The organism is Ferruginibacter yonginensis (assembly GCF_042651465.1).
Classification (GTDB): Bacteria; Bacteroidota; Bacteroidia; order Chitinophagales; family Chitinophagaceae; genus Ferruginibacter; species Ferruginibacter yonginensis.
In genome coordinates this window covers 1,052,343-1,077,282 of sequence record NZ_JBHSCZ010000002.1, presented here as the reverse complement: position 1 = coordinate 1,077,282, position 24,940 = coordinate 1,052,343, and the positions used below count along the sequence as shown (strand labels likewise).

At 35.4% G+C, this 24,940-nt stretch carries 21 protein-coding genes and 1 tRNA gene; 10 read left to right on the top strand and 12 right to left on the bottom strand.

Features of this window, described 5'->3' with window-relative positions:
* Positions 1–534: 534 nt before the first annotated feature.
* Positions 535–1,827, bottom strand: coding sequence for an amidohydrolase family protein (locus ACFOWM_RS11805; protein ID WP_379710315.1), 1,293 nt, complete (start codon positions 1,825–1,827; stop codon positions 535–537).
* 32 nt (positions 1,828–1,859) lie between these two features.
* The gene (locus ACFOWM_RS11800; protein WP_379710312.1) at positions 1,860–4,874 is read right to left on the bottom strand and encodes an amidohydrolase family protein; all 3,015 of its coding nucleotides are present in this window, start codon (positions 4,872–4,874) and stop codon (positions 1,860–1,862) included.
* Positions 4,875–5,028: 154 nt separating this feature from the next.
* Here ACFOWM_RS11800 and deoC point away from each other — a divergent pair, with 154 nt between their 5' ends.
* From deoC to ACFOWM_RS11780, 4 genes are all read left to right on the top strand, one after another.
* The gene (gene deoC / locus ACFOWM_RS11795; protein WP_379710310.1) at positions 5,029–5,685 is read left to right on the top strand and encodes a deoxyribose-phosphate aldolase; all 657 of its coding nucleotides are present in this window, start codon (positions 5,029–5,031) and stop codon (positions 5,683–5,685) included.
* A gap of 3 nt (positions 5,686–5,688) precedes the next feature.
* Complete coding sequence (locus tag ACFOWM_RS11790) at positions 5,689–6,156, top strand: SPOR domain-containing protein (protein WP_379710308.1); 468 nt, start codon at positions 5,689–5,691, stop codon at positions 6,154–6,156.
* A 25-nt stretch (positions 6,157–6,181) separates the two neighbouring features.
* The gene (locus tag ACFOWM_RS11785) at positions 6,182–7,354 is read left to right on the top strand and encodes a M20 metallopeptidase family protein (protein WP_379710306.1); all 1,173 of its coding nucleotides are present in this window, start codon (positions 6,182–6,184) and stop codon (positions 7,352–7,354) included.
* 249 nt (positions 7,355–7,603) lie between these two features.
* Positions 7,604–9,004, top strand: a complete 1,401-nt coding sequence (locus tag ACFOWM_RS11780) for an MBL fold metallo-hydrolase RNA specificity domain-containing protein (RefSeq protein ID WP_379710304.1) — start codon at positions 7,604–7,606, stop codon at positions 9,002–9,004.
* Here ACFOWM_RS11780 and ACFOWM_RS11775 read toward each other — a convergent pair.
* Positions 8,999–10,480: an aldehyde dehydrogenase (NADP(+)) gene (locus ACFOWM_RS11775; protein ID WP_379710302.1), complete on the bottom strand. Its 1,482-nt coding sequence runs from the start codon at positions 10,478–10,480 to the stop codon at positions 8,999–9,001. The genes ACFOWM_RS11780 and ACFOWM_RS11775 overlap by 6 nt on opposite strands.
* A gap of 144 nt (positions 10,481–10,624) precedes the next feature.
* On the opposite strand from ACFOWM_RS11775, the gene ACFOWM_RS11770 reads away from it, so the two are divergent.
* Positions 10,625–10,696 (top strand) — tRNA-Glu (locus ACFOWM_RS11770).
* 590 nt (positions 10,697–11,286) lie between these two features.
* Here ACFOWM_RS11770 and ACFOWM_RS11765 read toward each other — a convergent pair.
* From ACFOWM_RS11765 to ACFOWM_RS11740, 6 genes are all read right to left on the bottom strand, one after another.
* Positions 11,287–14,307: a choice-of-anchor J domain-containing protein gene (locus ACFOWM_RS11765; protein ID WP_379710300.1), complete on the bottom strand. Its 3,021-nt coding sequence runs from the start codon at positions 14,305–14,307 to the stop codon at positions 11,287–11,289.
* Positions 14,308–14,335: 28 nt separating this feature from the next.
* On the bottom strand, positions 14,336–14,557 hold the full coding sequence (locus tag ACFOWM_RS11760) for a hypothetical protein (RefSeq protein WP_379710298.1): 222 nt from the start codon (positions 14,555–14,557) through the stop codon (positions 14,336–14,338).
* A gap of 96 nt (positions 14,558–14,653) precedes the next feature.
* Entirely contained in the window at positions 14,654–15,403 is a 750-nt protein-coding gene (locus tag ACFOWM_RS11755) for a TPM domain-containing protein (protein ID WP_379710296.1), read from the bottom strand.
* 17 nt (positions 15,404–15,420) lie between these two features.
* A complete protein-coding gene (locus ACFOWM_RS11750) occupies positions 15,421–15,882 on the bottom strand; it encodes a TPM domain-containing protein (protein ID WP_379710294.1) in 462 nt (153 codons plus the stop codon).
* Positions 15,882–16,463, bottom strand: coding sequence for a LemA family protein (locus ACFOWM_RS11745; protein WP_379710292.1), 582 nt, complete (start codon positions 16,461–16,463; stop codon positions 15,882–15,884). The genes ACFOWM_RS11750 and ACFOWM_RS11745 overlap by 1 nt, the downstream gene beginning before the upstream one ends.
* Before the next feature lie 15 nt (positions 16,464–16,478).
* Positions 16,479–17,063, bottom strand: a complete 585-nt coding sequence (locus tag ACFOWM_RS11740) for a LemA family protein (protein ID WP_379710290.1) — start codon at positions 17,061–17,063, stop codon at positions 16,479–16,481.
* Between the two features lie 154 nt (positions 17,064–17,217).
* On the opposite strand from ACFOWM_RS11740, the gene ACFOWM_RS11735 reads away from it, so the two are divergent.
* The 5 genes from ACFOWM_RS11735 to ACFOWM_RS11715 all read left to right on the top strand — a co-directional run bounded on the left by ACFOWM_RS11735 (position 17,218) and on the right by ACFOWM_RS11715 (position 20,908).
* On the top strand, positions 17,218–17,343 hold the full coding sequence (locus ACFOWM_RS11735) for a hypothetical protein (protein WP_379710288.1): 126 nt from the start codon (positions 17,218–17,220) through the stop codon (positions 17,341–17,343).
* 50 nt (positions 17,344–17,393) lie between these two features.
* Entirely contained in the window at positions 17,394–18,407 is a 1,014-nt protein-coding gene (gap, locus tag ACFOWM_RS11730) for a type I glyceraldehyde-3-phosphate dehydrogenase (protein WP_379710286.1), read from the top strand.
* Between the two features lie 180 nt (positions 18,408–18,587).
* Positions 18,588–18,986: an inner membrane protein YiaA gene (gene yiaA, locus ACFOWM_RS11725; protein WP_379710283.1), complete on the top strand. Its 399-nt coding sequence runs from the start codon at positions 18,588–18,590 to the stop codon at positions 18,984–18,986.
* 5 nt (positions 18,987–18,991) lie between these two features.
* The gene (locus ACFOWM_RS11720) at positions 18,992–19,645 is read left to right on the top strand and encodes a DUF2238 domain-containing protein (protein WP_379710280.1); all 654 of its coding nucleotides are present in this window, start codon (positions 18,992–18,994) and stop codon (positions 19,643–19,645) included.
* Positions 19,646–19,708: 63 nt separating this feature from the next.
* Positions 19,709–20,908 (top strand): phosphoglycerate kinase, encoded by a 1,200-nt coding sequence (locus tag ACFOWM_RS11715; protein WP_379710278.1) that lies wholly within the window; start codon positions 19,709–19,711, stop codon positions 20,906–20,908.
* A 36-nt stretch (positions 20,909–20,944) separates the two neighbouring features.
* On the opposite strand, the gene ACFOWM_RS11710 is transcribed toward ACFOWM_RS11715, so the two are convergent.
* Genes ACFOWM_RS11710 through ACFOWM_RS11700 form a run of 3 tightly spaced genes read right to left on the bottom strand, consistent with a single transcriptional unit; the run spans position 20,945 to position 24,923 of the window.
* A complete protein-coding gene (locus tag ACFOWM_RS11710; RefSeq protein WP_379710275.1) occupies positions 20,945–21,757 on the bottom strand; it encodes an ABC transporter ATP-binding protein in 813 nt (270 codons plus the stop codon).
* 26 nt (positions 21,758–21,783) lie between these two features.
* The gene (locus ACFOWM_RS11705) at positions 21,784–22,521 is read right to left on the bottom strand and encodes an MlaE family ABC transporter permease (RefSeq protein ID WP_379710272.1); all 738 of its coding nucleotides are present in this window, start codon (positions 22,519–22,521) and stop codon (positions 21,784–21,786) included.
* A 41-nt stretch (positions 22,522–22,562) separates the two neighbouring features.
* Positions 22,563–24,923: an NADP-dependent malic enzyme gene (locus ACFOWM_RS11700; RefSeq protein WP_379710270.1), complete on the bottom strand. Its 2,361-nt coding sequence runs from the start codon at positions 24,921–24,923 to the stop codon at positions 22,563–22,565.
* Positions 24,924–24,940: the final 17 nt, after the last annotated feature.

Here is a 24,940-nt window from a genome sequence, read left to right as displayed (position 1 = left end):
AAGATCTTTATTTTTAGCCTCTCAGCTACCCTCTTTTTCAATCGGGTTGCAAAAGTAAAAACTTTATTTTATTTAACCAAAAATTTCTTATTTATTTTTTTAAACTTCTCTAAGCTTAAAACCCTTTCTTGAACCGGGTTGCAAAAGTAATCCCTCTATTCCTAATCACCAAATTTATTTTATTCTTTTTTAAAACTAATCGGCTCATTATCACTCCCTTACAACACCTTAAGATCTAATCCCTTTTTCTCAATCGGGTTGCAAATATACAACCTCTATCCTTACCAACAAACTTATTTTTTTAACTTCTACAACCTCTCCCCCAAAACACAAGCCCATCCTCAATCTTACAACTAAAAAAAATTTATACAAAAGAAGGTTTATAGGAAAATAATATGCTTTTATGAGCAGATGATAATAAATAAGTATTGGTAATGAGAACCAAGGAAATAAATGCAATACCATATAATGCAAAAAGGTTGATTGTATTAATAAACAAATACAATCAACCTTTTAAGGTGATATAAACAAAATCTATTTTATAGAGTATTTATCACTGTATTTTTTATTTAACTGTTTGTGCTTATCATCTAAATTAATATCTCTACCATTAATATATGCTTTGGTAATTACACTGGTACGCATATCTAATACATCGCCAGTGCTAATAATAATATTGGCATCTTTACCCACTTCTATACTACCAGATTTATTTGCTACACCTAATATTTTTGCTGCATTTAATGTAATGGCTGCTAATGCTTCTTCTTTAGTTAAACCGTAAGCGGCAGCTGTTCCAGCATTAAACATGAGGTTACGGCCTGTACTTTCAGCATGCTCATCAGTTATGGCAAATAAAACACCTGCTTTTTGTAGTATAGCTGGGGTTTTAAATGGTTGGTCAATATCATCATCTACTGAAGTGGGCAATGAGTGCATTTCTTCCAATATAACGGAGATATTATTTTGTTTTAATAGTGGTGCAATTTGCCAGCTTTCACTAGCGCCTACCAACGTTACATCAAACCCAAATTCCTTTACAAAATCAATAGCGGTTAGCATTTCTTTTACCACGTTGCAGTGTATGAATAGTTTCTGCGATTTATCAAACAACCCTTTAACTGCTTCAAACTTTAAATTGGTAACACCATTATTATTGCTAGCATTATAAGCTTTTGCTAAACGAAAAAACTGTTTCACATTTTCTATTCTATCTCGAGCAGCTTTTATAGGGTCAAAATTAGGATCAACGTTGTTACGGCCTGGTCTTGATAATAATGATGGCATGTAAAAATGTTGGGCGTTATCTTTTAAGTAAACAGCGTCTTCCCAATTCCAAGCATCAAATTGTACTACTGATGAAGTACCAGCTATTAATGAACCACGAGGCGTAACATTCGCAAACAAAATACCATTGCTTCGTAACGTATTAATAATTTTTGATTCGGTATTGTAGGCTACAATACTTTTGATGTTGGGGTTTAATTCACCTAATTCATTATAGTCGTTACTTGCTTTTACTTGATTGGCAATTTCACGTAAACCAATATTGGTATTTGATAAAATAAATCCAGGATATACTTGCATACCTGTTGCATCAAAAATGGTTGCACCAGTAGTATTTAAATTGATATCATTTCCAATTTTTTCAATTTTGCCATTGTTGACTTGGATGCTGGTATTCGCTAAAACAGTTCCTGTACCGGTGTGTATAGTACCGTTTTTAATAATGGTAATTCCTTTATTAGCAGGTGCAGGAGAAATATTATCCTGCGCTATAGCATTACTTGCAATGCTAGTGAGTAATATAAATAGTATTTTTTTCATTTCTAAATGAGTTTAATTGTTGCAGTTGAAATTTAGTTTTGATCATCATCTTCAATGTCTAACAAGCCATGTCCATGGTCATATGTTTCGCATTCGTTCACTCTACGAACTGAGCCACGTGCAGGTGTTGTTGCACCGCCGTCTTTTTTCTCATCGAGCAACTTTTGAATTAATCTATTTCTTTCTGCAGCAATATTTTTACGCATTGCAGCATCCATTGCCAAATCGTAATACAAAATACCGTCAACATAGGTTTTCTCAGCTTTTGCATAAATGCTCAACGGATTATCTGACCATAAAACGATATCAGCATCTTTACCCTTTTTAATACTACCCACTTGTTTATCAATGTGCAACATTTTAGCCGGGTTGATGGTTACCATATTCAATGCATCTTCTTCTGAAATACCACTGTATTTTACAATTTTTGCAGCTTCTTGGTTGAGTCTTCTAGCCATTTCAGGGTCATCGCTGTTGATGGCAACGTTTAAGCCCATTTTGCTCATTATACCTGCGTTATATGGTATTGCGTCTTGTACTTCTACTTTATAAGCCCACCAATCGCTAAAAGTTGATACGTTAACGCCATGGGTTTTCATTTTATCAGCCACTTTGTAACCTTCTAAAATGTGAGTGAATGTATTAATATTGAAACCAAACTTTTCAGCAAAACGCATGGTTTCTACTATTTCACTTTGTATGTAACTATGGCAAGTGATGAAGCGTTTACGTTCCATAATTTCCACCAATGCATCTAACTCCAAATCACGTCTTACCAATTTACCATTAGGGCCTCTTAATGCTGTGGCGTAATCTTTTGCTCTGGTAAATGCATCAATTTGTACTTGTTCAACCCCCATACGACTATCAGGAAAGCGGTTGTTACTTTGAGCTGGTGTACGCTTCACATTTTCACCCAAGGCGAATTTGATGAAGGGGTCAGCACCTGCAAACTTTAACGCAGTATCATTAGCACCCCAACGGTGTTTAATTAATTGTGTTTGTCCGCCAATGGTATTGGCACTGCCGTGTAAAATATGGGAAGTTGTAACACCCCCACCTAGTTGGCGATAAATATCAACATCATCAGGATCAAGGTTATCAGCAATACGTACTTCAGATGTAACGGATTGGCCACCTTCGTTGATAGATGCTGCGGCAATATGTGAGTGTTCATCAATGATACCGGCGGTTACATGCTTGCCCGTACCATCAACAATTGTAGCGTTTTTGTTTTCAAGATTTTTGCCTACAGCTGCTATTTTACCATTTTCAATTAATACATCGGTATTTAATAAAATACCTTCTTTTTCGCTTGTCCAGACCGTAGCATTTTTAATGAGTACTGTAGTGGCTTTAGGCATTTCTGTATAGCCATAAGCCATGTTAGGATAAGTAAGTGTTCCTATTGATACTGGTTTTTCTCTTCTTGCACTATCTATTTTTGTAACAAGGTCGCTCACAAAATCGGCTGACCAAACAATAGATGCGCCAGTACTATCTGTACCAGTTCCGTTCCACTGTTTGCCATTATTACTACCACTTAAACGATAGCCTTTTTTTGCTTTTTTTGTTTCGTTAAAATTGATTTTAACTGATTTGCCATCATTGCTATATTTGGTAGCGATGGTATCGTTTAAAATTAAATCAGCGCTTGTATTGTCTTTTACATCTATTACAAAATTTTTATTACCATTGCTGTTATAGATAGTAAGATTGTATTTACCTCTTGCTTCAGTACCAGCATCATCTTTCACTACATATTTTTCACCTTGTACCCAGTTTTGTAAAATGGTTGTTTTGTCAGCGAAAATGGGGCCATTGGTAATTATAAAATTTGCCAACTTACCAACTTCAATACTACCTGTTTCATTATACATATTTAATAACTGAGCCGGCACTTTTGTTAAGGCATCTAAAGCTGTTTTTTCTGAAAGTCCGTACTGTATTGCTTTACGTAAGTTTGGTAAAAATTGTTTAGGATCACGTAAATCAGCCGCTGTTAAACAAAAATTAATACCAGCTTTTTCAAAAGCAGCTGGGTTTGTAGGTGCCATTTCCCATTGTTTTAAATCGGCTAACGATACAAAACGAGTATCATTAGGATCTTCCACATCAATAGCAGCAGGAAAGTTTAAAGGTAAAATATAAGAAGCTTTTGTTCCTTTAACTTCGGCAATGCGTTGGTATTCGTTTTGGCCTGCCTTAATAATAAATTGATAACCAAATTCATCTCCAATTCTATCAGCCCTCAAATCATTCCACTTATCATTTGCTTCAAAAATTAACGGAAGGTTTAAATTATTATTCCATGCTTGTAAGCTTAGGTTGGTACCTTCGGTTGCTGGTTTATTTTTATACCATTGTGCATCTAAAAATGTTTGTCGTAACAAAGCAATTGAACCCATTAAACTACCCGGATAGCTTTGTGTAGAAGTTCCTTTATTGAAAGAAAAAAAAGATGCTGCTTTTTCTTTTAGCATGGCTAAATTTTCTTTTCGTTCAGATAAATCTACCACTGCACCAGTACCCCTAGCTATACCATCTTTTTGGTGAGTGAGTACAACACCAAAACCAATTTCTCTCAATGATTTTGCTTTGGCTTCATCAGTATTAAATAAATTAGCTCCATTTACTTCAGATTTTATTGCTTGGTTGCTACCAAAAGCTCCTTTTGTATTGGTACTTAATTGTGCCTGTGCAAAAAAGTTAAAAGCACCTGCAGTACGTGTTGGTGTTGCAATACCATAATCAGCAAATAAATCAATAAACGAAGGATAGATGAATTTGCCTGTTCCATCAACCACCACAGCATCAGCAGGAATAGCAGCTTTGTTGGCAACCGCTACAATTTTTCCGTTTTTGATGATTAAAGTAGCGTTGGTAATAGTGGTTTGTGCATCTTTTACAATGGTAACATTGGTAAAAGCATAACTGCCACTTCTAATATCTGCTACGCCATTAACGGATGCTGTTTCTTGAGCAACACTTGCAAGGCCACACAAAACGAGTACCAATAGCGGAACTGTTTTTCGCAATAATTTCATGTTTTATGTAAATTTTGATTAAAAAAGAACGGTAATTTAACAAAAGAATAGCAATCTTTTCCAGTTTTTATATGAGTGGATTTCAATTAAGTATTAGTGATGTTAAAACATTTAATGCTTCAACAAACTCAATGCCTTTCACTATTTTTGTAGTATGAACATAGCATCATACATTGACCACACCATATTAAAACCTACCACCACCGTTGCTGAGGTTGGCAAACTTTGCAGCGATGCAATGCAGTATGAGTTTGCAGCCGTTTGCGTACCACCATTATTTGTAAAACAAGCAAAGGCAATTTTACAAAATACGAATGTTAAGGTAGCCACTGTTATAGGTTTTCCTTTTGGTTACAGTGCTATTGAAGCAAAATTGGCGGAAGTTTTGCTAGCCATTGTTGATGGTGCTGATGAACTCGATATGGTCATTAATATTGCCGCATTAAAAAACAATGATTGGCAATACTTAGCTAGCGAATTAAATACCATTTTGCCTGTAATTAAGAGTAAACAAAAAGTAATAAAAATAATTATTGAAAGTGGTATTTTAACCAACGAAGAAATAATACAGTGCTGCGATTTATATGGTATTGCAGGGGTAGATTTTTTAAAAACATCAACGGGTTATGCAGAAAAAGGCGCAAGTATAGAAGCAGTAACTTTAATGCGAACGCATTTGGCTGATACCATTAAAATAAAAGCAAGTGGCGGTATTAAAACTTATGCATTTGCTAAAGCATTATTTAACGCAGGGGCAGATAGGTTAGGTTGTAGTAGTTCCATCCAAATTGTTGAAGAAAGTAATAAATAAATAATGAAAAAGATTTTTCAAATAGTGTGTGTTATGTTGCTTTTGCAGGTGAGTGTAAAAGCACAAAAAAATATTGATACTATACCAAATGGTACTTCTGTAGTGTATAAAGATGCTCGAATTGATATACTAGGAAAAAAAATGGCCGAGTACAATGAAAACCTTGGGTTAAATGCCAATGGCTTAAAGGCTGCAAAAGGCTATAGGTTGATGGTAATAAGTACCAACGATAGGGCTTTGGCTATGAAATTGCGTTCACAGCTATATCAAATTTTTCCAGATCAAAAGCAATACATGAGTTACCAAATGCCTAACATTAAAATTAAGTTTGGTAATTTTTTAGAAAAAGATGATGCTGAAAAAATGCGTAAACAAATAATGGCACTTAAGTTAGTAAGTAACAATATTTACGTTGTACCAGAAGTGGTAGAGGTGAAGCCAGAAAAGAAAGATAGCGATAGTAATAAATAAAGTATCTACACAAAAACTAACTGCCTTGCTACAACAAATAAAAGCCTTAGCTGCACAGTATAAACAAGATTTTATTGGTATACGCCAACATTTACATGCCAACCCAGAGTTGAGCTATGAAGAGTTTGAAACATCTGCTTTTATACAAACTACATTAACTAATTGGGGAATACCTTTTAAAGTATTGGCCAACACAGGCGTAGTGGGTATAATTGAAGGCAATAACCCAATAAGTAAGGTTATTGCCTTAAGGGCAGATATGGATGCATTGCCTATTACCGAACAAAATGATGTGCCGTACAAATCAACCAAGCCTGGCGTAATGCATGCTTGTGGGCATGATGTACACACCACTTGTTTGTTAGGCGCTGCAAAAATTTTGAATGAAACAAAACAACATTGGAGTGGCACTGTAAAATTGATTTTTCAATTGGGTGAAGAAAAAAACCCTGGTGGTGCTAGCTTAATGATCAAAGAAGGCGTATTGGACAACCCAGCTCCTTCAAAAATATTTGCTTTACATGTACACCCCGGTATGGAAGTTGGTACTTTTAGTTTTAGAGGTGGTATGGTTATGGCTAGTGCCGATGAAATTTATATTACCATTAAAGCCAAAGGAGGCCATGCTGCTGCACCACAATTTACGGCAGACCCTATTTTAATTGCATCACAATTAGTGGTATCGTTGCAACAAATAGTAAGCAGACAAAATGATCCATTTAACCCAACGGTATTATCTATCACTGCATTTAATGCAGGTAATACAACCAACGTAATTCCTAGTGAAGTAAAGCTTATGGGAACTTTTAGAGCTATGAACGAAGACTGGCGTTTTAAAGCCCACGATTTAATTAAGCAACAAGCCAAAGCATTGGTAGAATCTATGGGCGCTACTATTGACATTACGATTGATGTTGGTTACCCTTTTGTAAAAAATGATGTTAACTTAAGTGCTGCGGCTAAAGTGCTTGCTATTGATTTTGCTGGGGCCGACAATGTTAGCGAAACTGAGTTACGTATGGGTGCTGAAGATTTTGCTTATTACTCACAATTAATACCTGCTTGCTTTTTTAGATTGGGTGCAGGTAACAAAGCAAAAGGCATTACCAACAGCGTACATACACCCGTTTTTGATGTTGATGAAAATTGTATTGAACAAGGTATGGGCATGCTTGCATGGTTGGCTGTTAATAATTAATAAAAAGAAGATAATTTTTAAAGAAAAAGCAGTTGCGTTATTACATAACTGCATTTTTGTTGCTTCAAAATGTTGAATAAATGCACATTAGTTGCGCCTAGCCCCGGTTGCAATGAAAATGGGCAAGGCACGCAGCCCATTGTAATGTAAAACGGGTAACCACTGCTCAATAATGTTGATATGTTGCTGCTCCACAACATAAAAAATCAATAACTTACGTATACATTTTAACCATCTTAAATTCGCAATATGAATATAAGTTTTCATGGTGCTGCACGTACCGTAACAGGCTCAAAACATTTGATAACATTAGATAATGGCAAAAAATTGTTGTTAGACTGTGGTATGTTTCAAGGTATGGGTAAACAAACTATTGAGCTCAATAATAATTTCGGTTTTGATGCTAGTACGATAGATTATATGATACTATCGCATGCACATATTGATCATTGTGGCTTATTACCCAAGCTTGTTAAAGATGGTTATAAAGGCGTTGTATTTGCTACACCTGCAACAAAAGATTTAGCTAGTGTTTTGTTAGAAGATAGTGCCGGCATTCAAGAAAACGATGTAAAATTTGAAAATAAAAAAAGAGCCTTACAAGGTTTACCTTATGTAAAACCGTTGTATACTACTGATGATGCATTGTTGGCCATCACTCGTTTTAAAACGGTCGATTATAATACCTGGTTTGCCATAGATGATAGTATTTCATTTTGTTTTACCGATGCTGGGCACATCATAGGTAGTGCTGCTGTACATGTACGCATTGCCGAACATGGTAAAACTACACAAATAACTTTTAGTGGTGATGTAGGTAGGTATAGAGATATTATATTACGTTCGCCAGCAACTTTTGAACAAGCTGATTATATTATCATTGAATCAACCTATGGTAACAGCTTACATGAAGCATTTACATTTACTACTGATGAAATATTACATTGGATAGAAAAAACTTGTATTGAAAAGAAAGGCAAGCTCATTTTACCAGCATTTAGCGTTGGTCGTACACAAGAAATTTTGTACGCACTTAATCAATTAAGTTTAGAAAATAGGTTGCCAAAAGTTGATTACTTTGTTGATAGCCCTTTAAGCATGAAGGCTACAGCTATAGTAAAAAATTATCCGCAATACTTTAATGATACCATTCAAAAAGTTTTGGCGCATGATGATGATCCTTTTGGGTTTGATGGTTTACAATTTATACAATCTATTGATGATTCAAAACGCTTGAACTATACTAAAACGCCTTGTGTTATAATATCAGCAAGTGGTATGGCCGAAGCTGGTAGGGTAAAGCACCATATAAGTAACGGCATTGAAAATAGTAATAACAGTATTTTGTTAACTGGTTATTGCGAACCAAATTCACTTGGTGGTAAATTAAAACGCAACCCAAAAGAGGTGAGTATTTTTGGACAATGGCACCAAGTAAACGCTGAAATTGGACAAATTCGCAGCATGAGTGCCCATGGCGACTACAAAGATTTATTACAATTTTTAAGTTGCCAAGATGTTGCTAAAGTAAAAAAAGTATTTTTAGTACATGGTGAGTATGAGATGCAACAAGCATTTAGTGAAAAACTTCACCAAAAAGGGTTTACTTCTGTAGTAATACCCGAACCTCACCAAACAGAAAATTTATAAATAGGGTGTAATAGCTGCTTTGGTTAATACATTATTTACCGTTCTAAAAATACCTAATGGGTTTTCATTTTGAAGCTCCTTTGGCAACAAAGCATTGGGCCAGTTTTGGTAGGTTTGTGGTCTAGCAAAGCGTTTCATACCATCTGCACCTACTGATGTAAACCTACTATCAGTACTTGATGGGAACGGCCCTCCATGCTGCATCGCTAAACAAACCGTAACGCCGGTTGGTACATTGTTAAAAATAATTCTACCAGCTAAGTTTTTAATTTGTTGCATAAGAGTTGGGTGTTGTTCAAATCCTGCGTCAGTGGTAAAAATAGTGGCTGTTAATTGTCCTTTTAAATGTTGTGCAACAGCTTGCATTTCATCAATATTTTTGCAACACACCATTAATGAGAATGGACCAAATACTTCATCTTGTAAAGCTATATTAGCTAAAAATGCTTGAGCGGTTGTTTTAGCAATAGTTACAGCAGCTTCGGTTTCATTACTATTGTCAATTAAAGTAGTAACAGTTTGTTCTTGCAACATTTGTTGCTTCTTATCTTTAAAATTTAGGCCAATGCCCTTGTTCAACATGGTTTGCGGCGTTACTTTTTTACATTCAGTAACGAGCAGTGTTTCAAAATTATTATACGCTTCATCATTTACACAAACAATAATACCAGGGTTAGTGCAGAATTGACCTACATCTAACGTTATTGAAGCTGCAAGCTTTTGGGCTATATGTGCACCATCAATAGCTAATTTTTCAGGTAAAATAAAAACTGGGTTTACACTACTCATTTCAGCAAAAACAGGAATAGGTATTTCACGTTGGTTGCCCCAATCAAAAATTTGTTTACCGCCTTTATACGAGCCAGTAAATCCTACTGCTTTTGTAAGAGGGTGTTTAACAAGGGCCTCACCCGTTTCAACACTTATATCTTCAATATGTATAAAAATATCTTCTGGCAAATTACATATTTTTATAGCCTCACGTACGGCAGCGGCCACTAATTTGCCGGTTTCAACATGGCCTGGGTGTGCTTTTACAACCACAGAACACCCAGCTGCCAAACCCGAAGCAGTATCACCACCTGCTGTTGAATAGGCAAAAGGAAAGTTAGCTGCACCAAACACTAGTACTGGACCTAAGGGTACCATCATTTTACGTAAATCTGGTATAAGATGTTGTTGGTCGCTGGTATTATGGGTATCAATTCTTATATCCATCCATTCGCCAGTAGCACAATAATCGCCATAATTTTGCAATTGAAAAATGGTGCGTTTAATTTCTGTAAGTAATCTTTTATGCGATAAATGGGTTTCAGTTGCGGCAACTTCAATTAATGTTGATGAAATTTGTTGAATAGAATCGCCTATTTGGTGTAATAAAGTAGCTCTTTGTTGTAAGGTGCTGTGTTGGTAAATTTCAAAAGCCTTTTGCGAAGCTTCCATATAATGATGAACCGATTGGTAATTGTTGGGCATATTGTATATTTGATGCTGTAAAGTAAGGTTGAAGAAAGATTTTAAAAAATTTTTACAATAAAAATCTTCTTTTTTTTAAGAAGTTGTCAAAAATATTTGGTTGACAAAAAATCACTCCTTATCTTTGCCGTCCGAAAACGGAATGCCGCGTTGGTCAAGGGGTTAAGACGCTTCCCTTTCACGGAAGAGTCACGGGTTCGATTCCCGTACGTGGTACAAAAAAACCTTGCTATTTAGCAAGGTTTTTTTATTTTCAGTTAATTATAAACCCCTTTTTATATTATTGATTTTTCAAATTAACACTTTCCTCTATTGCAACAACATATCAAGTAAATCATATTGAGAATGAAAATTAGCAATCAATATGGAGAAACAAATATAGTTTTCGGTTAAAAGAAATAGCTACATATATGCTAAGGCTTTTAAATGCTTCTTATTGATATAGAATTGGTACAATTTTAAACTATATATTTTATGAGTTAGTTACATAAAAACATAACATTAATAACGCATTAATAACGACCTAAGCAAGTAATCTATAGCCTTAAAGTGGCTCTTATTGGTTTTACAAACGAATAGGTTAATTTACTATTTCCTTGATATGATAAAAAAGTATAGTTTTCGTAAACCTATTATCTCTGATACTATTTAATGGCTATTTAAGCTGATTTTTATTATCTTGAATTCTATTGCTGATAGATAGATTTAAAAGAATTAAATTATAAAATTTTTGAACTAGGTTAGATACAATAAAAAGGCTGCTCAAATGAGCAGCCTTTTTATTGTATCTAAGAAAGAAATATTAATTAGAAAACAATTACGCTTCCTGTTTTAATACGCTCACCTCTATTGTTCGTTAATTCAACTCTGTAAATACCAGCGTTGTGTACACCAAGGTTTACCCTCATTTGAGTGTATGGACCTACAATTGTATAACGTTGTGTGAATACTCTTGAACCTTTGCTATCATAAACATTTAACTGAGTTGCCTCATTAATTGTAGCAGATGCATTAGCATTATAGTATCTAACCTGGAATGAACCATTATTAGGACTAGGGTAAATATATAATGTGTTTGATGCACTAGCTGATAATAAAATATCAACAGGTGTACTAGAAACTGCGTTACATAAGTTTGCATCATTTACTCTAACAGTGTAAGTACCTAAACCATTTACATCAGCCACATAGGTGTTAGCAGTTGCACCTGGTATTGCAACACCATTGCGGAACCATTGGTAAGCAATTGGAGCTGTTGCTGAAGAAACAGCTGCTGTTAAAGTAGCCGTAGTACCTGGTTGAATTGTATTTGTTGGAGCAATGCTAATTACCACTACAGGAGCAGTATTAACAACACTTAACGTAGAAGCATTAGATGCTACCGCAGTACAGCCACCAGAAGTTACTAAAACTCTATATTGGTTGTTAACAAAAGAAAGCGGAATGTTATTAATTGTTAACGCTGAAGTTGTTACGTTAGCATAGTTAGCACCATTAGCTAAGTTAGTAAAGCTAACACCTCCATTAGTACTTACTTGCCATTGATAAGTTAAAGCATTACCAGCGCCTAAAGCTGCAATAGTTACTGAACCAAATTGGCAACCAACAAATGATGTTGGTGGTTGTGTTGCTATAGTTGCAGGGTTATTTACGCTTAATGTACTTGCTGTGCTTGTTAAGTTACCACCACAAGCACCAGTTACTAACACTCTAAATGAATTTCCAGTAGAAGTGATTGGAGCACCAGTAATAGTTAAGGTAGCAGTAGTTGCACCAGAGTAAATACCACCATTGGTAACGTTAGTCCAAACTGGAGTACCAGGAGCTGGAACTGTATTTATTTGCCATTGGTAAGTAGTACCATTAATTGTATTTACACCTACAGAAATTGTTGCGTTATTGCCTACACAAACATTAGTAGTTGCAGCAGGTTGCGTTGTAATAGCAACTGGAGGTGTAATCGTTATTGTTGCAGTACCAGATAAACCACTACCTACACAACCATTAGCGCCAGTAACAGATACTAAACTGTATGTAGTTGTTACATTAGGCGTAACATTAATTGTACCACCACTTGGATAGTTATTGTAAGTGATGTTGTTAGTACCGTCAGAATAAACAAGATTATAAGGACCAACACCACCTGTAACTGTTACAATTAAATTACTTACAGTATTAATACAAGTAGCAGCAGCAGGTGTTGAGTATTGTACTCTATCTAAACCAATAAAGTTTGAGTTAGCTCCAGCCGGACCACCATTAGGAACGAAATACCTGAATGCTAAACGGCCTGAAACTGTACCCGTTATACCAGAAACAGTGGCCGTGTATTGCGTCCAATTTTCAGGATAACCAGTTGAGGTTAAACTAGGATTCACAGTTAATATTAAAGTTGTAAAATCACCTACAGAAGTAGTCGTACTGCCCACATTGGTACTTGCGCCATTAGTGCTCAATCTTACCTCTAACCTATCTGGGAAAATACCACCACCAGTTGCAGCTCTTGTATAGAATGAAATATTATCTCCGTTTTTAATATTAATTGTTGGTGTAAATAACCAAGTACTAATATCAGCAACACCAGCACCATTATTAAAGTTTGCACCAACAGCTGCTGTAGGAGCTCCATCAAATGCTGGGAAAACAGCATTAGTACTTAAGAACCATGAGGTTGTACCTACTGGGTTACTATTATTTGTGATTAACCAACCTGCAGGTGCAGCATCAAAACCTTCGTTAATTTGGAATGTAGCTGCAGAAGCTGAGGTTAATACCGCAGCTGTAGGGGCACTATTTACCAAAGCTGTTGCAGTATTAGTACAACCTGTTGCGGTATTGGTACCTGTTACGGTATAAGTAGTAGTTGTTGTTGGGTTAGCTGTTACAGTTGCACCAGTTGTAGCATTTAAACCTGCAGCTGGTGTCCAAGTATATGTATTTGCACCACTTGCTGTTAATACGTTTGAAGGTGAACCACAAGAAGTTGTAGGAGAAACCGCAACTACTGGTAATGGGTTAACATTTACTGTTACATTATTAGCACCAGCACAAACACCACCAGAAAAAGTTGCAGTATATACAGAAGTTGCAGTAGGCTTTACAAACACTTGAGAAGCATTGCTACCAGCTACATAAGGTGTAGTGGCCGCTGCGTTCGTAAATATGGTACCTGCAGGACCTGTCCAGTTAATAGTAATTGCAGGAGCAAAAGTAATACTCCAACTAGTGATTTGACCAAAGTCACCAGCAAATTGATCAACACCATATAAACTCCATGTACCATTAAAGTTACCTGTAAAAGCAGACAGAACAGGGTTTACGTTATTTACAGTTCCAGGACCAGGGGCAGGAAAATTATCTCCACCTGCAGTGTTAGTACAACCGTATGTTCCACTTGGGATAGGATTTACCGATGGAATTGTTGGGAATCCATCTCTAAAAACCAAGTTAGCGTTTATAAAATCATTTGCACCTGCTGCATCCGACATTAAAATTACAGTAGTACCATTTGGGGCTACTAAAACTAAATCAAGATCAGAAGCGAATGTGTGTGAAACACCATTCAATTGTACTGAAGCAACTTGTAAACCTGTTGTAGGTATACCAGTTACAGAAATAGAAGATGGATAAGGGTTAAAGTTACCAGATGAAGGAATAGTGGTAACATTATTGTTGGAAAACGTTAAAGGAACCCCAGCAGGGTTAGCAGTTAATTGTTGTACAGCGCCAGCACAAATTGTAGGCGACACAGGTGTAATACACTGTGCTTGCACAAAATTCGCAAAAGCTGTAACAAAAACTGCAAGAAGAAGTATAATTCTTTTCATTTTGTTGTTTTTATGTGATTGATAGATATTACTTGTTTGAACGCTTTTTGTTTTCAGCATTAATTAATGCTAATTTCTTAGCTTCTGCTGCTTCTTGTTTTTGTTTTTCTTCTTTTTCTTTTACAGCTTTTAAATATTGCTGTTTAGAAATGGTTTCTGTTTTCTTTTGAGTTTCGCCCAATTTTTGAACTTGCCCAAATGAAATTAAACCGCATAAAACCAACAGGTTTAAGATGATTATTTTTTTCATTTTTATAAATTTTGAGTAAATGTATTTAAAATTAAAGATAAATATTAAGTTTTTGATAACTTTTTTGTGTAAAAAAAGTATTAAAAGTAAAAATTTCTACCAACTACCACTTGCGCCACCGCCACCACCGCTGCCGCCACCAAAGCCACCAAATCCACCACCGCCTCCGCCGCCTCGGCCACCGCTATTTAACAGCGCATTCCAAAATAGTACATCAGCAACACCGCTGTTTCTTATAACTGAACCACCACTGTTACCTCTTCCACCAGAAAGAATGGATATAATGATAATGATGATAAAAATGATAAAGAAAATATTGGAGCCGCCTTTACCTTTTTTTACCCTTGCAACTTTGTATTCGCCTTTAACAGCTTTTACAATAGCATCGGTACCGGCATCAACACCTCGGTAATAATCGTTTCCTTTAAAATTTGGAACGATAATGTTATTAATAATATCTGATGCAACTGCATCGGTTAAAGCACCTTCTAAACCATACCCTACTGTAATATCAAGCTTACGATCGTTTTTTGCAATTAATAAAATAACACCATTGTTATTTTGTTTTGAACCTACGCCCCATTTACGCATTAGTTCAACATTATAATCTGCAATGGTAGCGCCGTTTAATGTAGGTATTATTACCACAGCAATTTGTGTGGACGTACTATCATCTACCCTTACCAGTTTGGCTTCTAAACTTTGAATTTGCTCTGTTGTTAGGGTATTAGTGAAGTCGTTTACTAATTTTGGAGGGTTGGGCCTATCTGGCAAAGTTTGCGCTATTGCAAACACTGCAGTTAATATAAAAGTCCAAAATAGTATTATGTATTTAATATGCTTCATTATAAAATGTAAGGTGGTTATTCACCGAAGATGATATCATCCGGCAATTCATTGATATCCGTTTGCTTATTGTATGGAAATGTAGATTTTAATGTTTGTCCTACTTGATGAATGCAGTTTACAATACCTTCCACCAGTTCATCTTGTTTAAATTGTTGCAACATATTTGCTACAGCATTGTTCCAATAGGCAGCGCCTGTTCTATTGTAAATACCTTCATCACCAAAAAGCGCCACATTTTTATCTTTTACAGCTAGGTAAAGTAATACCGCATTTCTGTCTGCCGTTTTATGCATATCAAAATGAGCAAACACTTCTTTAGCTCTATCTACTGCATCTACATAAGCATTGCGACTTTCAACATAAATGCGAATTTCGCCACTGGTTTGTTGTTCGGCTAATTTTATAGCTTGTACAATTTTCAGTTTTTCAGCTTCAGTAAAAAAAACTGGTTTCTTCTTTATTGAAAAAATACCCATTAGAATTTTATTTCGGTGGCTTTATCTGTACCAGCATCTGCTGTAAAACCATCGTAAGTTTTAAAGCCTGTAAAAGATGCCACAATTTTTGACGGAAAATTTCTTACACTACTATTATAGTTTTGAACGGCTTCATTAAAATCTTTTCTAGCGACTTTTATACGAAGTTCTGTTCGCTCTAGTTGTGTTTGTAAGGTTGAAAAAGCTTGTGCCCCCTGCAATTCAGGGTATTTTTCAACAGCAATTAACAATCTATTAGTTGTTGCTGCTAATTCGTTTTGAGCAGTACTTTGTTGTTGAAAACTAGCACTATCTATTCCACTTACATTTATAGCCGTTGCTTTAGCCCTAGCATTTACAATGGCTTGTATGGTGTTGGCTTCAAATTCAGCTGCTCCTTTTACGGTGTTCACTAAATTAGGCACTAAATCAAGTCTGCGCTGGTAAGCATTTTGAACTTCGTTCCATTGTGCTTTTACCCTTTCTTGTTTTTTAATAAACCCATTATAGGTAACAATGAAGTACAATACCAACACTGCAAATATTGCACCTATAATGAGTATTAATTTTTTATTGTTCATGTTATTACTTAAACATTAAAATTTTACTTCTGGCGCTTTTTCTGCACCAGCATCAGCTTTAAAACCTTCTTTAGCTTTAAAACCAAACATACCTCCTAAAATATTCATTGGGAAAGAGCGTACTTTACCGTTGTAATTTTCAACAGCTTCGTTGAAAATTTTACGGGTGTTTTTGATATTGTTTTCAATACCTTCTAACTGACCTTGCAATTTGGTAAAATTTTCAGTGGCTTTTAATGTAGGGTAAGCTTCAACTGTAGCTAATAAGCGGCTTAATGAACCACTCAACTGCCCTTGAGCAGCCTGAAACTCTGCAATTTTTTCTGGTGTTAAATTATCTGCATTAATATTTACACTGGTAGCTTTAGCCCTAGCTTCTACTACTGCTGTTAATGTATTTTGTTCAAAATTGGCGGCACCTTTAACGGTGTTTACTAAATTACCTACTAAGTCTGATCTGTTTTGATATTCAGCCTGTACGTTGTTCCAAGCTTTTTTTACACTTTCATCTTGCTTTACTAAACCGTTGTATCCGTTACAACCCATAAAAAAAATGATGGCAATAATACCAAGTGTAACTAATAATCCTGTACGTTTCATGTTGTTTTATTTTAATTTTAGAAGTTAAATGTAATCAATTTTATATGTATTGATTATTCGTTTTTATATCATCAATTTTATTTCCATTTTTAATTTTGGTACTAATATGACAAACTGCTATTTATTTGACTTACAAATAACTCAATTTGGTCGTATGAAAAACATCAAAAGTTGCCAAAATGGCTTTTGGGTTTACGAAAATGAAAAATTAATGTGTAATATGGCGCATTTAAATTTGAAAGAGGGTATTCATTTAAAATATTTCTCCATTGCATCGTAACAAATTGTAGTTTTGCAACGCAAAATTTAATCATTACAAAATTTCTAATTATGAGTTCAGTAAAAGTTGCCATCAACGGTTTTGGAAGAATTGGTCGTTTAGTATTTCGCCAAATTCACAATTTAGATGGTATTGAAGTAGTAGCCATCAATGATTTAACCAGCCCTGCAACATTGGCTCACTTATTAAAATATGATAGTGCACAAGGTCGTTTCAACGAAACAGTAACCGCAACTGATAATGCAATAGTAGTAAATGGCCATGAAGTAAAGATATATGCCCAAAAAGACCCAGCACAAATTCCATGGGGTAGCCATGATGTTGATGTGGTAATTGAGAGCACCGGCTTTTTTACGGATAAAGATAAAGCTCAAGCACATATTACTGCAGGAGCAAAACGTGTAGTCATTTCTGCACCTGCAACAGGCGACTTAAAAACAGTGGTTTATAATGTAAACCATGCTATTTTAGATGGTTCTGAAACCATCATTAGTTGTGCAAGTTGCACCACTAACTGTTTAGCACCAATGGCTAAAACTTTAAATGATAACTTTGGTATTGAAACTGGTATCATGAGCACCATTCATGCATATACCAATGATCAAAATACTTTAGATGCGCCGCATGCAAAAAATGATTTAAGAAGAGGCCGTGCAGCAGCTGCTAATATTGTTCCAAATAGTACCGGTGCTGCGAAAGCCATTGGCTTAGTATTACCTGAGTTAAAAGGTAAGCTAGATGGTGGTGCACAACGTGTACCTGTAATTACTGGTTCAGTAACAGAGTTATACAGTATATTAAATAAAAAAGTAACTGCTGAAGAAGTAAATGCAGCAATGAAAGCAGCAAGCAACGAAAGCTTTGGTTATACTGAAGATGAAATTGTAAGCAGTGATGTTATTGGTATTACCTATGGTTCATTGTTTGATGCTACACAAACCAAAGTACAAACGGTGGGCGACAAACAATTAGTAAAAACCGTAAGTTGGTACGATAATGAAATGAGTTATGTATCACAATTGGTACGTACAGTTCATTTTTTTGCAGGTTTAATTAGCAAATAAATTACCACTATATTTTTTTAAAAGGCTTCCAATATTGGGAGCCTTTTTTTATTCAAAAAATTGAATTTGATGATAAAAGTTATACAACTCATAAAAATTTTAAAATTAGCAATCTGTTGTGAACATATAATTTAGGAGGCATTTAATTTCAATAAATCATTTTTAACCAAACTAATTATTATGACACAGAAACCATCAAACGCCTTTAAAGCTGCATCATGGATAGCACTAGGCATTGGCATTGTAGGATATTTTATTGGATTATGGAGAGCAGACATGCCACTCAACGAAAAAGGGTATTATTTTACAGTAGTAATGTTTGGTTTATTTTCAGCTGTTTCTGTACAAAAATGTGTACGTGACAAATTAGAAGGTATTGCTGTAACTGAAATTTATTATGGCTTAAGTTGGTTCAGCACTATACTATGTTTAGTATTACTTTCAATAGGTTTGTTTAATGCAACATTACTGCCAAGTGAAAAAGGGTTCTATGCTTTTGCCTATGTATTGGCTATATTTGGGGCTATTGCGGTTCAAAAAAACACCCGTGATACACAAAATATTAACCAAACTAAATAACGCTTATGGCTTTTACCATTGCAATTTCTCCCAACAGAACACCGCTTTTAAAAAACCGCTGGTTGCAATTTTTTATTATAGTATTCACTAGTGTGTGGGTGAGTACGCTTGTAGGTACTACAGATATGGCCAATTGGTTAATGGAAAATACTTTGGTGTTCATTTTTTTAATTTACTTAATAGCTAGTTTTAAAAAACACCAGTTTAGCGATGTAAGTTATTTACTCATTACCATTTATCTATGTTTACATGTATATGGTTCAAAATATACATACGCTGATAATCCATTTGGTTATTGGCTACAAGAAGTATTGCATACACAACGCAACCACTATGATCGTATTGTACATTTTTCATTTGGTTTTTTATTGGCCTACCCAATGAGGGAGCTTTTTTTAAACTATTTTAAATTTCCGGCATGGGTAGCATGGTCGTTACCAATTGAAATAACCCTCTCTATCAGTGCTTTTTACGAATTAATAGAATGGGCTGTGGCCGATATATTTTTCCCAGCACAAGGCGATGCCTATTTGGGTACACAAGGCGATATTTGGGATGCTCAAAAAGATATTTTTCTTGCATTTTCAGGTGCTATCATTGCCACTACAATTGTAACCATCATAAAAAAAACATTTAAGGTGTACCAAAAAGTAAACTAAAAAATACCCTTTAGTAAGTGTATATTTGGTTCATTATTTTATACATACAAAAGCTAATAAACAATGAGCACATTTGCTGATTTTAATTTTAAAGGATTAAAAGCATTGGTACGGGTTGATTTTAACGTACCGTTAGATGATCAATTTAATATTACCGATGATACCAGAATGACAGCTACAATTGGTACCATAAAAAAAATAATGAACGATGGTGGTAGCGTTATTTTAATGAGCCATTTTGGTAGACCTAAAGATGGCCCAACAGATAAATACTCCCTTAAGCATTTGGTAAAACATTTACACCAATTATTGGGTGGACAAACACCTGTTTTTTTTGCTGATGATTGTATTGGTTCGCAAGCTGCACTTACTGCAAGTATGCTAAAAGCAGGCGAAGTTTTATTGTTAGAAAATGTTCGTTTTTATAAAGAAGAAGAAAAAGGCGATGCCGAATTTGCAAAAAAACTAAGTACGCTGGGTGATGTATATGTAAACGATGCATTTGGTACAGCACATAGAGCACATGCTTCAACAGCAGTTATTGCTCAATACTTTACAACTGATAAACGCATGTTTGGTTTATTAATGGAAGCAGAAGTTAAAAGTGCCGAAAAAGTAATGCACCAATCAGAAAAACCATTCTGTGCTATTATAGGTGGAGCAAAAGTTTCTGATAAGATTTTAATAATCGAAAATTTATTGAACAGAGCTACTGATATTATTATTGGTGGTGGAATGGCCTATACGTTTATAAAAGCAAAAGGAGGTAATATAGGTAGTTCACTTTGTGAAGATGATCGCCTAGATACCGCCTTAGAAATATTAGATAAAGCACGTGAAAAAAATGTAAGCATTCACTTGCCAGAAACATCTGTTATTGCAGATAAGTTTGCAGCAGATGCTCAAACAAAAGATTGCCCTAGCGATCAAATACCTGATGGTTGGATGGGCCTTGATATTGGACCAAAAGCTATAGGCATTTTCAGTGAAATTATTCAAAAATCAAAAACCATATTATGGAACGGGCCCATGGGTGTTTTTGAAATGGAGGCTTTTCAAAAGGGCACTAAAGCCATAGCTGAGGCTGTAGCTGCTGCAACCCAACATGGTGCTTTTTCATTAGTAGGCGGTGGCGATAGTGTTGCTGCCGTTAATAAATTTAACTTAGCTAAAGAAGTGAGTTATGTAAGTACCGGTGGCGGTGCTTTATTAGAATATTTTGAAGGGAAAGTATTACCTGGTATTCAAGCAATTAAAGCATAACAAATAAATTTATAATGGAAGAAAACAAGTGTTGAATTACCTGTTTTCTTCCATTTTTTTTAATTGCTCTTTTGATAATTTACCTTCTGCTTCTAGCATACGCATACTTTTTGCATCTTGTAAAAACTCCGATGCAAAAATAAATTCATTGAGTTGTTTGTTATCAGAAAAAATAATGTCTTTGCTATTGCCTGTCCACTCTTTTTTACCTTGTACCATGTACAAAATATTATCGCCAATTTCCATCACACTATTCATATCATGTGTATTAATAATGGTGGTGATATTATATTCAATTGTAAGTTCATGAATCAGTTTATCAATTACCATCGATGTTACAGGGTCTAAGCCAGAGTTAGGTTCATCGCAAAATAAATACTTTGGGTTGAGTACAATAGCCCTTGCAATACCTACCCTTTTTTTCATACCGCCGCTAATTTCAGAAGGAAATTTTTTGTTAGCTCCCTTTAAATTAACCCTTTCTAACACTTCATTTACACGATCCATTTTTTTAGCATTACTATCTTTGCTAAACATGTTTAAGGGAAACTTAATATTCTCTTCCACCGTCATACTATCAAACAATGCAGAGCCTTGAAAGAGCATACCAATTTGTTGGCGCAACATTTTACGTTCCTCTTCATCCATTTCTGTAAAACTTCTACCATCGTAAATAATTTCGCCTTCATCTGGCTCAAATAAACCAACCAAACATTTTTGAAGTACTGTTTTACCACTACCACTTGTACCAATAATTAAGTTTGATTTACCAGTTTCCATTACATGGCTCACACCATCTAACACCACTTTATCACCAAATTGTTTTTTTATGTTTTTAAATTCAATCATAACAAATGCTTGTGAAAGTTGGGTTGTTAAAGTAATAATGCAGCCAAAACATAATCGGCCAATAATATCATAATGCAACTAATAACGACTGCTTTGGTTGAAGATCGCCCAATTTCGAGTGCACCACCGGTAACATGGTAACCAAAATACGCAGGTATTGAACTAATGATGAAAGCAAAAGTATAAGCTTTTATTAAGGCAAACCAAACATTGAATGCAGTAAAATTTTCGGTTAAACCTCTATCAAAAGTATCGTTCGATAATATGCCCGATGCATTACCAGCTAATCTTCCGCCCCAAATACCGAGCACCATTGATATTACCACTAATAAAGGGATCATTAATAAAGCAGCGGCAATTTTGGGCATTATTAAATAGGTTTTTGTATTAATACCCATAATTTCCAATGCATCAATTTGCTCACTTACCCTCATGTTACCTAGCTCACTGGCGATTTTACTCCCCACTACCCCGGCTAATACTATACAAACCAACGTGGGTGAAAATTCTAAAATAACCGTATCTCTTACAATTTGTGCAATGGTTGTTTTGGGAATTAACGGACTTACCAACTGATACGCCGTTTGCACAGCACTTACCGCTCCCATAAAAACTGATACAATAGATACAATACCGAAAGAACCAATGCCGATGTCGTTGCATTGAACCATAAACTCTTTCCAATAAACTTTAGCATTTTCGGGTTTGGCAATCATATCTTTCAACATGATGGTATACCTACCCAAGTGCGTAATAAAATTCATGTATCGTTTTATTTACTGATGATGTTGTACTCAACCATTAATTATGCCGAATTTTTGGTTCTACTTTTCCACCATTTATTGCGTTTAATTTCTTCGGGTGTAACAGGTGTTGTAATGGCACCTTTTTTACTTTTCGCTTGCGCATCTACCACTGCAATAACCACCATATTAAATATACTACGAATACTACTTCCCAATTGTAGTACGTGTACTGGCTTATTTAAACCCAATAAAATCGGACCAATACTATCAGCGCCACCCACCTCTTGCAACAAATTGTAGGCAATATTACCTGCTGCCAAGTTGGGGAAAATAAGGGTGTTTACATCTCCGTTTATAAGTTCAGAAAATGGATAGTTATCTTTTAAAATTTCTTTATTAAAAGCCAATATACCTTGCATTTCACCATCGCAAATTAATGATGGCTCTTTTTGTTTTACTATAGTATGCGCATCTTGTACCAAACGAGCTTCTGGCGAATCGCTGCTACCAAAGTTGGAGTATGATAGCATGGCTACTTTTGGAACAATATTAAATTGGCGTACTTCTCTAGCTACCAATAAAGTTATTTCTGCTAACTCTTCGGCGGTTGGGTTAAAATTGACGGTAGTATCTGCTAAAAATAATGGGCCTCGTTTGGTAAATAATAAATACATACCAGCAATTTTTTTAATACCTGGCTCTGTACCAATTATTTGTAATGCAGGACGAATAGTATCTGGATAATTTCTACTCAACCCACTGATCATACAATCGGCCACACCTGTTTCAACCATCATACAACCAAAATGGTTGCGTTCTTTCATGGCTTTGTTCGCTTCATACCTATTTACCCCTTTACGCTGGCGCTTTTCAAAGAAAATTTCACCAAACGATTTACGCATTTCTTCTGTATCATCATCTTTAGGGTTGATGATAGGCATACCTTCTAAATCAACTGAATTATCTTCTGCAATTTTTCTGATACGTTTTTCATCGCCCAATAAAATTGGGTATCCAATTTTTTCTTCTAACACCAACTGTGCTGTTTTCAACACTTTTGCATTTTCGGCATCCGCAAAAACAACTCGTTTAGGATCTTGACGAGCCTTGTTACCAATAGCCCTGCTCAATTGGTTATCTAAACCTAACCTACTATTCATTTCAATTTTATAGGCATCCCAATCTGTAATAATTTTACGTGCCACACCACTTTCAATAGCTGCTTTGGCTACTGCTGGTGCTACTGTTGCTAACAAACGAGGATCTAACGGCTTGGGTATGATGTAGTCGTTACCAAAGGAAAGATTTTTTTCATTGTAAGCAAGGTTTACAATATCTGGTACAGGGGTTTTAGCCAAATCAGCCAAAGCTTTTACAGCCGCTAATTTCATAGCTTCGTTTATACCAGTTGCTCTTACATCTAATGCACCTCTAAAAATATATGGAAAACCCAATACATTGTTTACTTGGTTGGGTGTATCGCTTCGTCCGGTAGCCATTATCAAATCTTTACGAGACTCTTTTGCCACATCATACATAATTTCTGGCTCAGGGTTGGCCATTGCGAAAACAATGGGATTTTTTGCCATTGATTTCACCATTTCTGGCGTAACAACATTACCTACACTTAAACCTAAGAAAACATCAGCATCTTTCATAGCACGAGCCAAATCCCAGTTGCTGAATTTTTTATCTTTTGTAAATTTTAATTGTACAGGAGGTATATCTGTACGGTCGCTGTGCAAAATCCCATCTTTATCAAAAACAAAAAAGTTTTCTGGTTTGGCACCTAATGATACATATAAATTCATACATGCGGTAGCCGCTGCACCTGCACCATTAACCACAAAATGTACTTTGTCTATTTTTTTCTTTTGTAACTCTAATGCATTTAGCAACGCTGCTGATGATATAATGGCGGTACCATGTTGATCATCATGCATTATCGGGATATTACATTGCTTTTTTAACTCTTGCTCAATGTAAAAACATTCTGGTGCTTTAATATCTTCTAAATTAATACCACCGAAAGTAGGCTCCAATGCTTTTACTATTTCAACAAATTTTTTAGGATCGGTTTCATTGATTTCAATATCAAACACATCAATATCAGCAAATATTTTGAAGAGTACACCCTTACCTTCCATTACCGGCTTACTTGCTTCAGGACCAATATTACCTAAACCCAATACAGCTGTACCATTTGAAATTACGCCTACCAAGTTACCTTTTGCGGTGTATTTATAAACATCTTCAGGGTTATTGGCAATTTCTTTACAAGGCTCTGCCACACCAGGTGAATAGGCTAATGATAAATCTCTTTGTGTTTTAGCTTCTTTAGTAGGTACCACCTCAATTTTACCTGGGCGACCTTTTGAGTGATATTCTAATGCTAGTTGTTTTCTTAATTCTTTTGCCATAAAATTTACAATTATGC

Bases quoted from the DNA above. Each gene is read 5' to 3' on its own strand.
- ACFOWM_RS11805 (WP_379710315.1), bottom strand. From the start codon at position 1,827: ATGAAAAAAATACTATTTATATTACTCACTAGCATTGCAAGTAATGCT.
- ACFOWM_RS11800 (WP_379710312.1), bottom strand. From the start codon at position 4,874: ATGAAATTATTGCGAAAAACAGTTCCGCTATTGGTACTCGTTTTGTGT.
- deoC (WP_379710310.1), top strand. From the start codon at position 5,029: ATGAACATAGCATCATACATTGACCACACCATATTAAAACCTACCACC.
- ACFOWM_RS11790 (WP_379710308.1), top strand. From the start codon at position 5,689: ATGAAAAAGATTTTTCAAATAGTGTGTGTTATGTTGCTTTTGCAGGTG.
- ACFOWM_RS11780 (WP_379710304.1), top strand. From the start codon at position 7,604: ATGAATATAAGTTTTCATGGTGCTGCACGTACCGTAACAGGCTCAAAA.
- ACFOWM_RS11775 (WP_379710302.1), bottom strand. From the start codon at position 10,480: ATGCCCAACAATTACCAATCGGTTCATCATTATATGGAAGCTTCGCAA.
- ACFOWM_RS11765 (WP_379710300.1), bottom strand. From the start codon at position 14,307: ATGAAAAGAATTATACTTCTTCTTGCAGTTTTTGTTACAGCTTTTGCG.
- ACFOWM_RS11760 (WP_379710298.1), bottom strand. From the start codon at position 14,557: ATGAAAAAAATAATCATCTTAAACCTGTTGGTTTTATGCGGTTTAATT.
- ACFOWM_RS11755 (WP_379710296.1), bottom strand. From the start codon at position 15,403: ATGAAGCATATTAAATACATAATACTATTTTGGACTTTTATATTAACT.
- ACFOWM_RS11750 (WP_379710294.1), bottom strand. From the start codon at position 15,882: ATGGGTATTTTTTCAATAAAGAAGAAACCAGTTTTTTTTACTGAAGCT.
- ACFOWM_RS11745 (WP_379710292.1), bottom strand. From the start codon at position 16,463: ATGAACAATAAAAAATTAATACTCATTATAGGTGCAATATTTGCAGTG.
- ACFOWM_RS11740 (WP_379710290.1), bottom strand. From the start codon at position 17,063: ATGAAACGTACAGGATTATTAGTTACACTTGGTATTATTGCCATCATT.
- ACFOWM_RS11735 (WP_379710288.1), top strand. From the start codon at position 17,218: ATGAAAAACATCAAAAGTTGCCAAAATGGCTTTTGGGTTTACGAAAAT.
- gap (WP_379710286.1), top strand. From the start codon at position 17,394: ATGAGTTCAGTAAAAGTTGCCATCAACGGTTTTGGAAGAATTGGTCGT.
- yiaA (WP_379710283.1), top strand. From the start codon at position 18,588: ATGACACAGAAACCATCAAACGCCTTTAAAGCTGCATCATGGATAGCA.
- ACFOWM_RS11720 (WP_379710280.1), top strand. From the start codon at position 18,992: ATGGCTTTTACCATTGCAATTTCTCCCAACAGAACACCGCTTTTAAAA.
- ACFOWM_RS11715 (WP_379710278.1), top strand. From the start codon at position 19,709: ATGAGCACATTTGCTGATTTTAATTTTAAAGGATTAAAAGCATTGGTA.
- ACFOWM_RS11710 (WP_379710275.1), bottom strand. From the start codon at position 21,757: ATGATTGAATTTAAAAACATAAAAAAACAATTTGGTGATAAAGTGGTG.
- ACFOWM_RS11705 (WP_379710272.1), bottom strand. From the start codon at position 22,521: ATGAATTTTATTACGCACTTGGGTAGGTATACCATCATGTTGAAAGAT.
- ACFOWM_RS11700 (WP_379710270.1), bottom strand. From the start codon at position 24,923: ATGGCAAAAGAATTAAGAAAACAACTAGCATTAGAATATCACTCAAAA.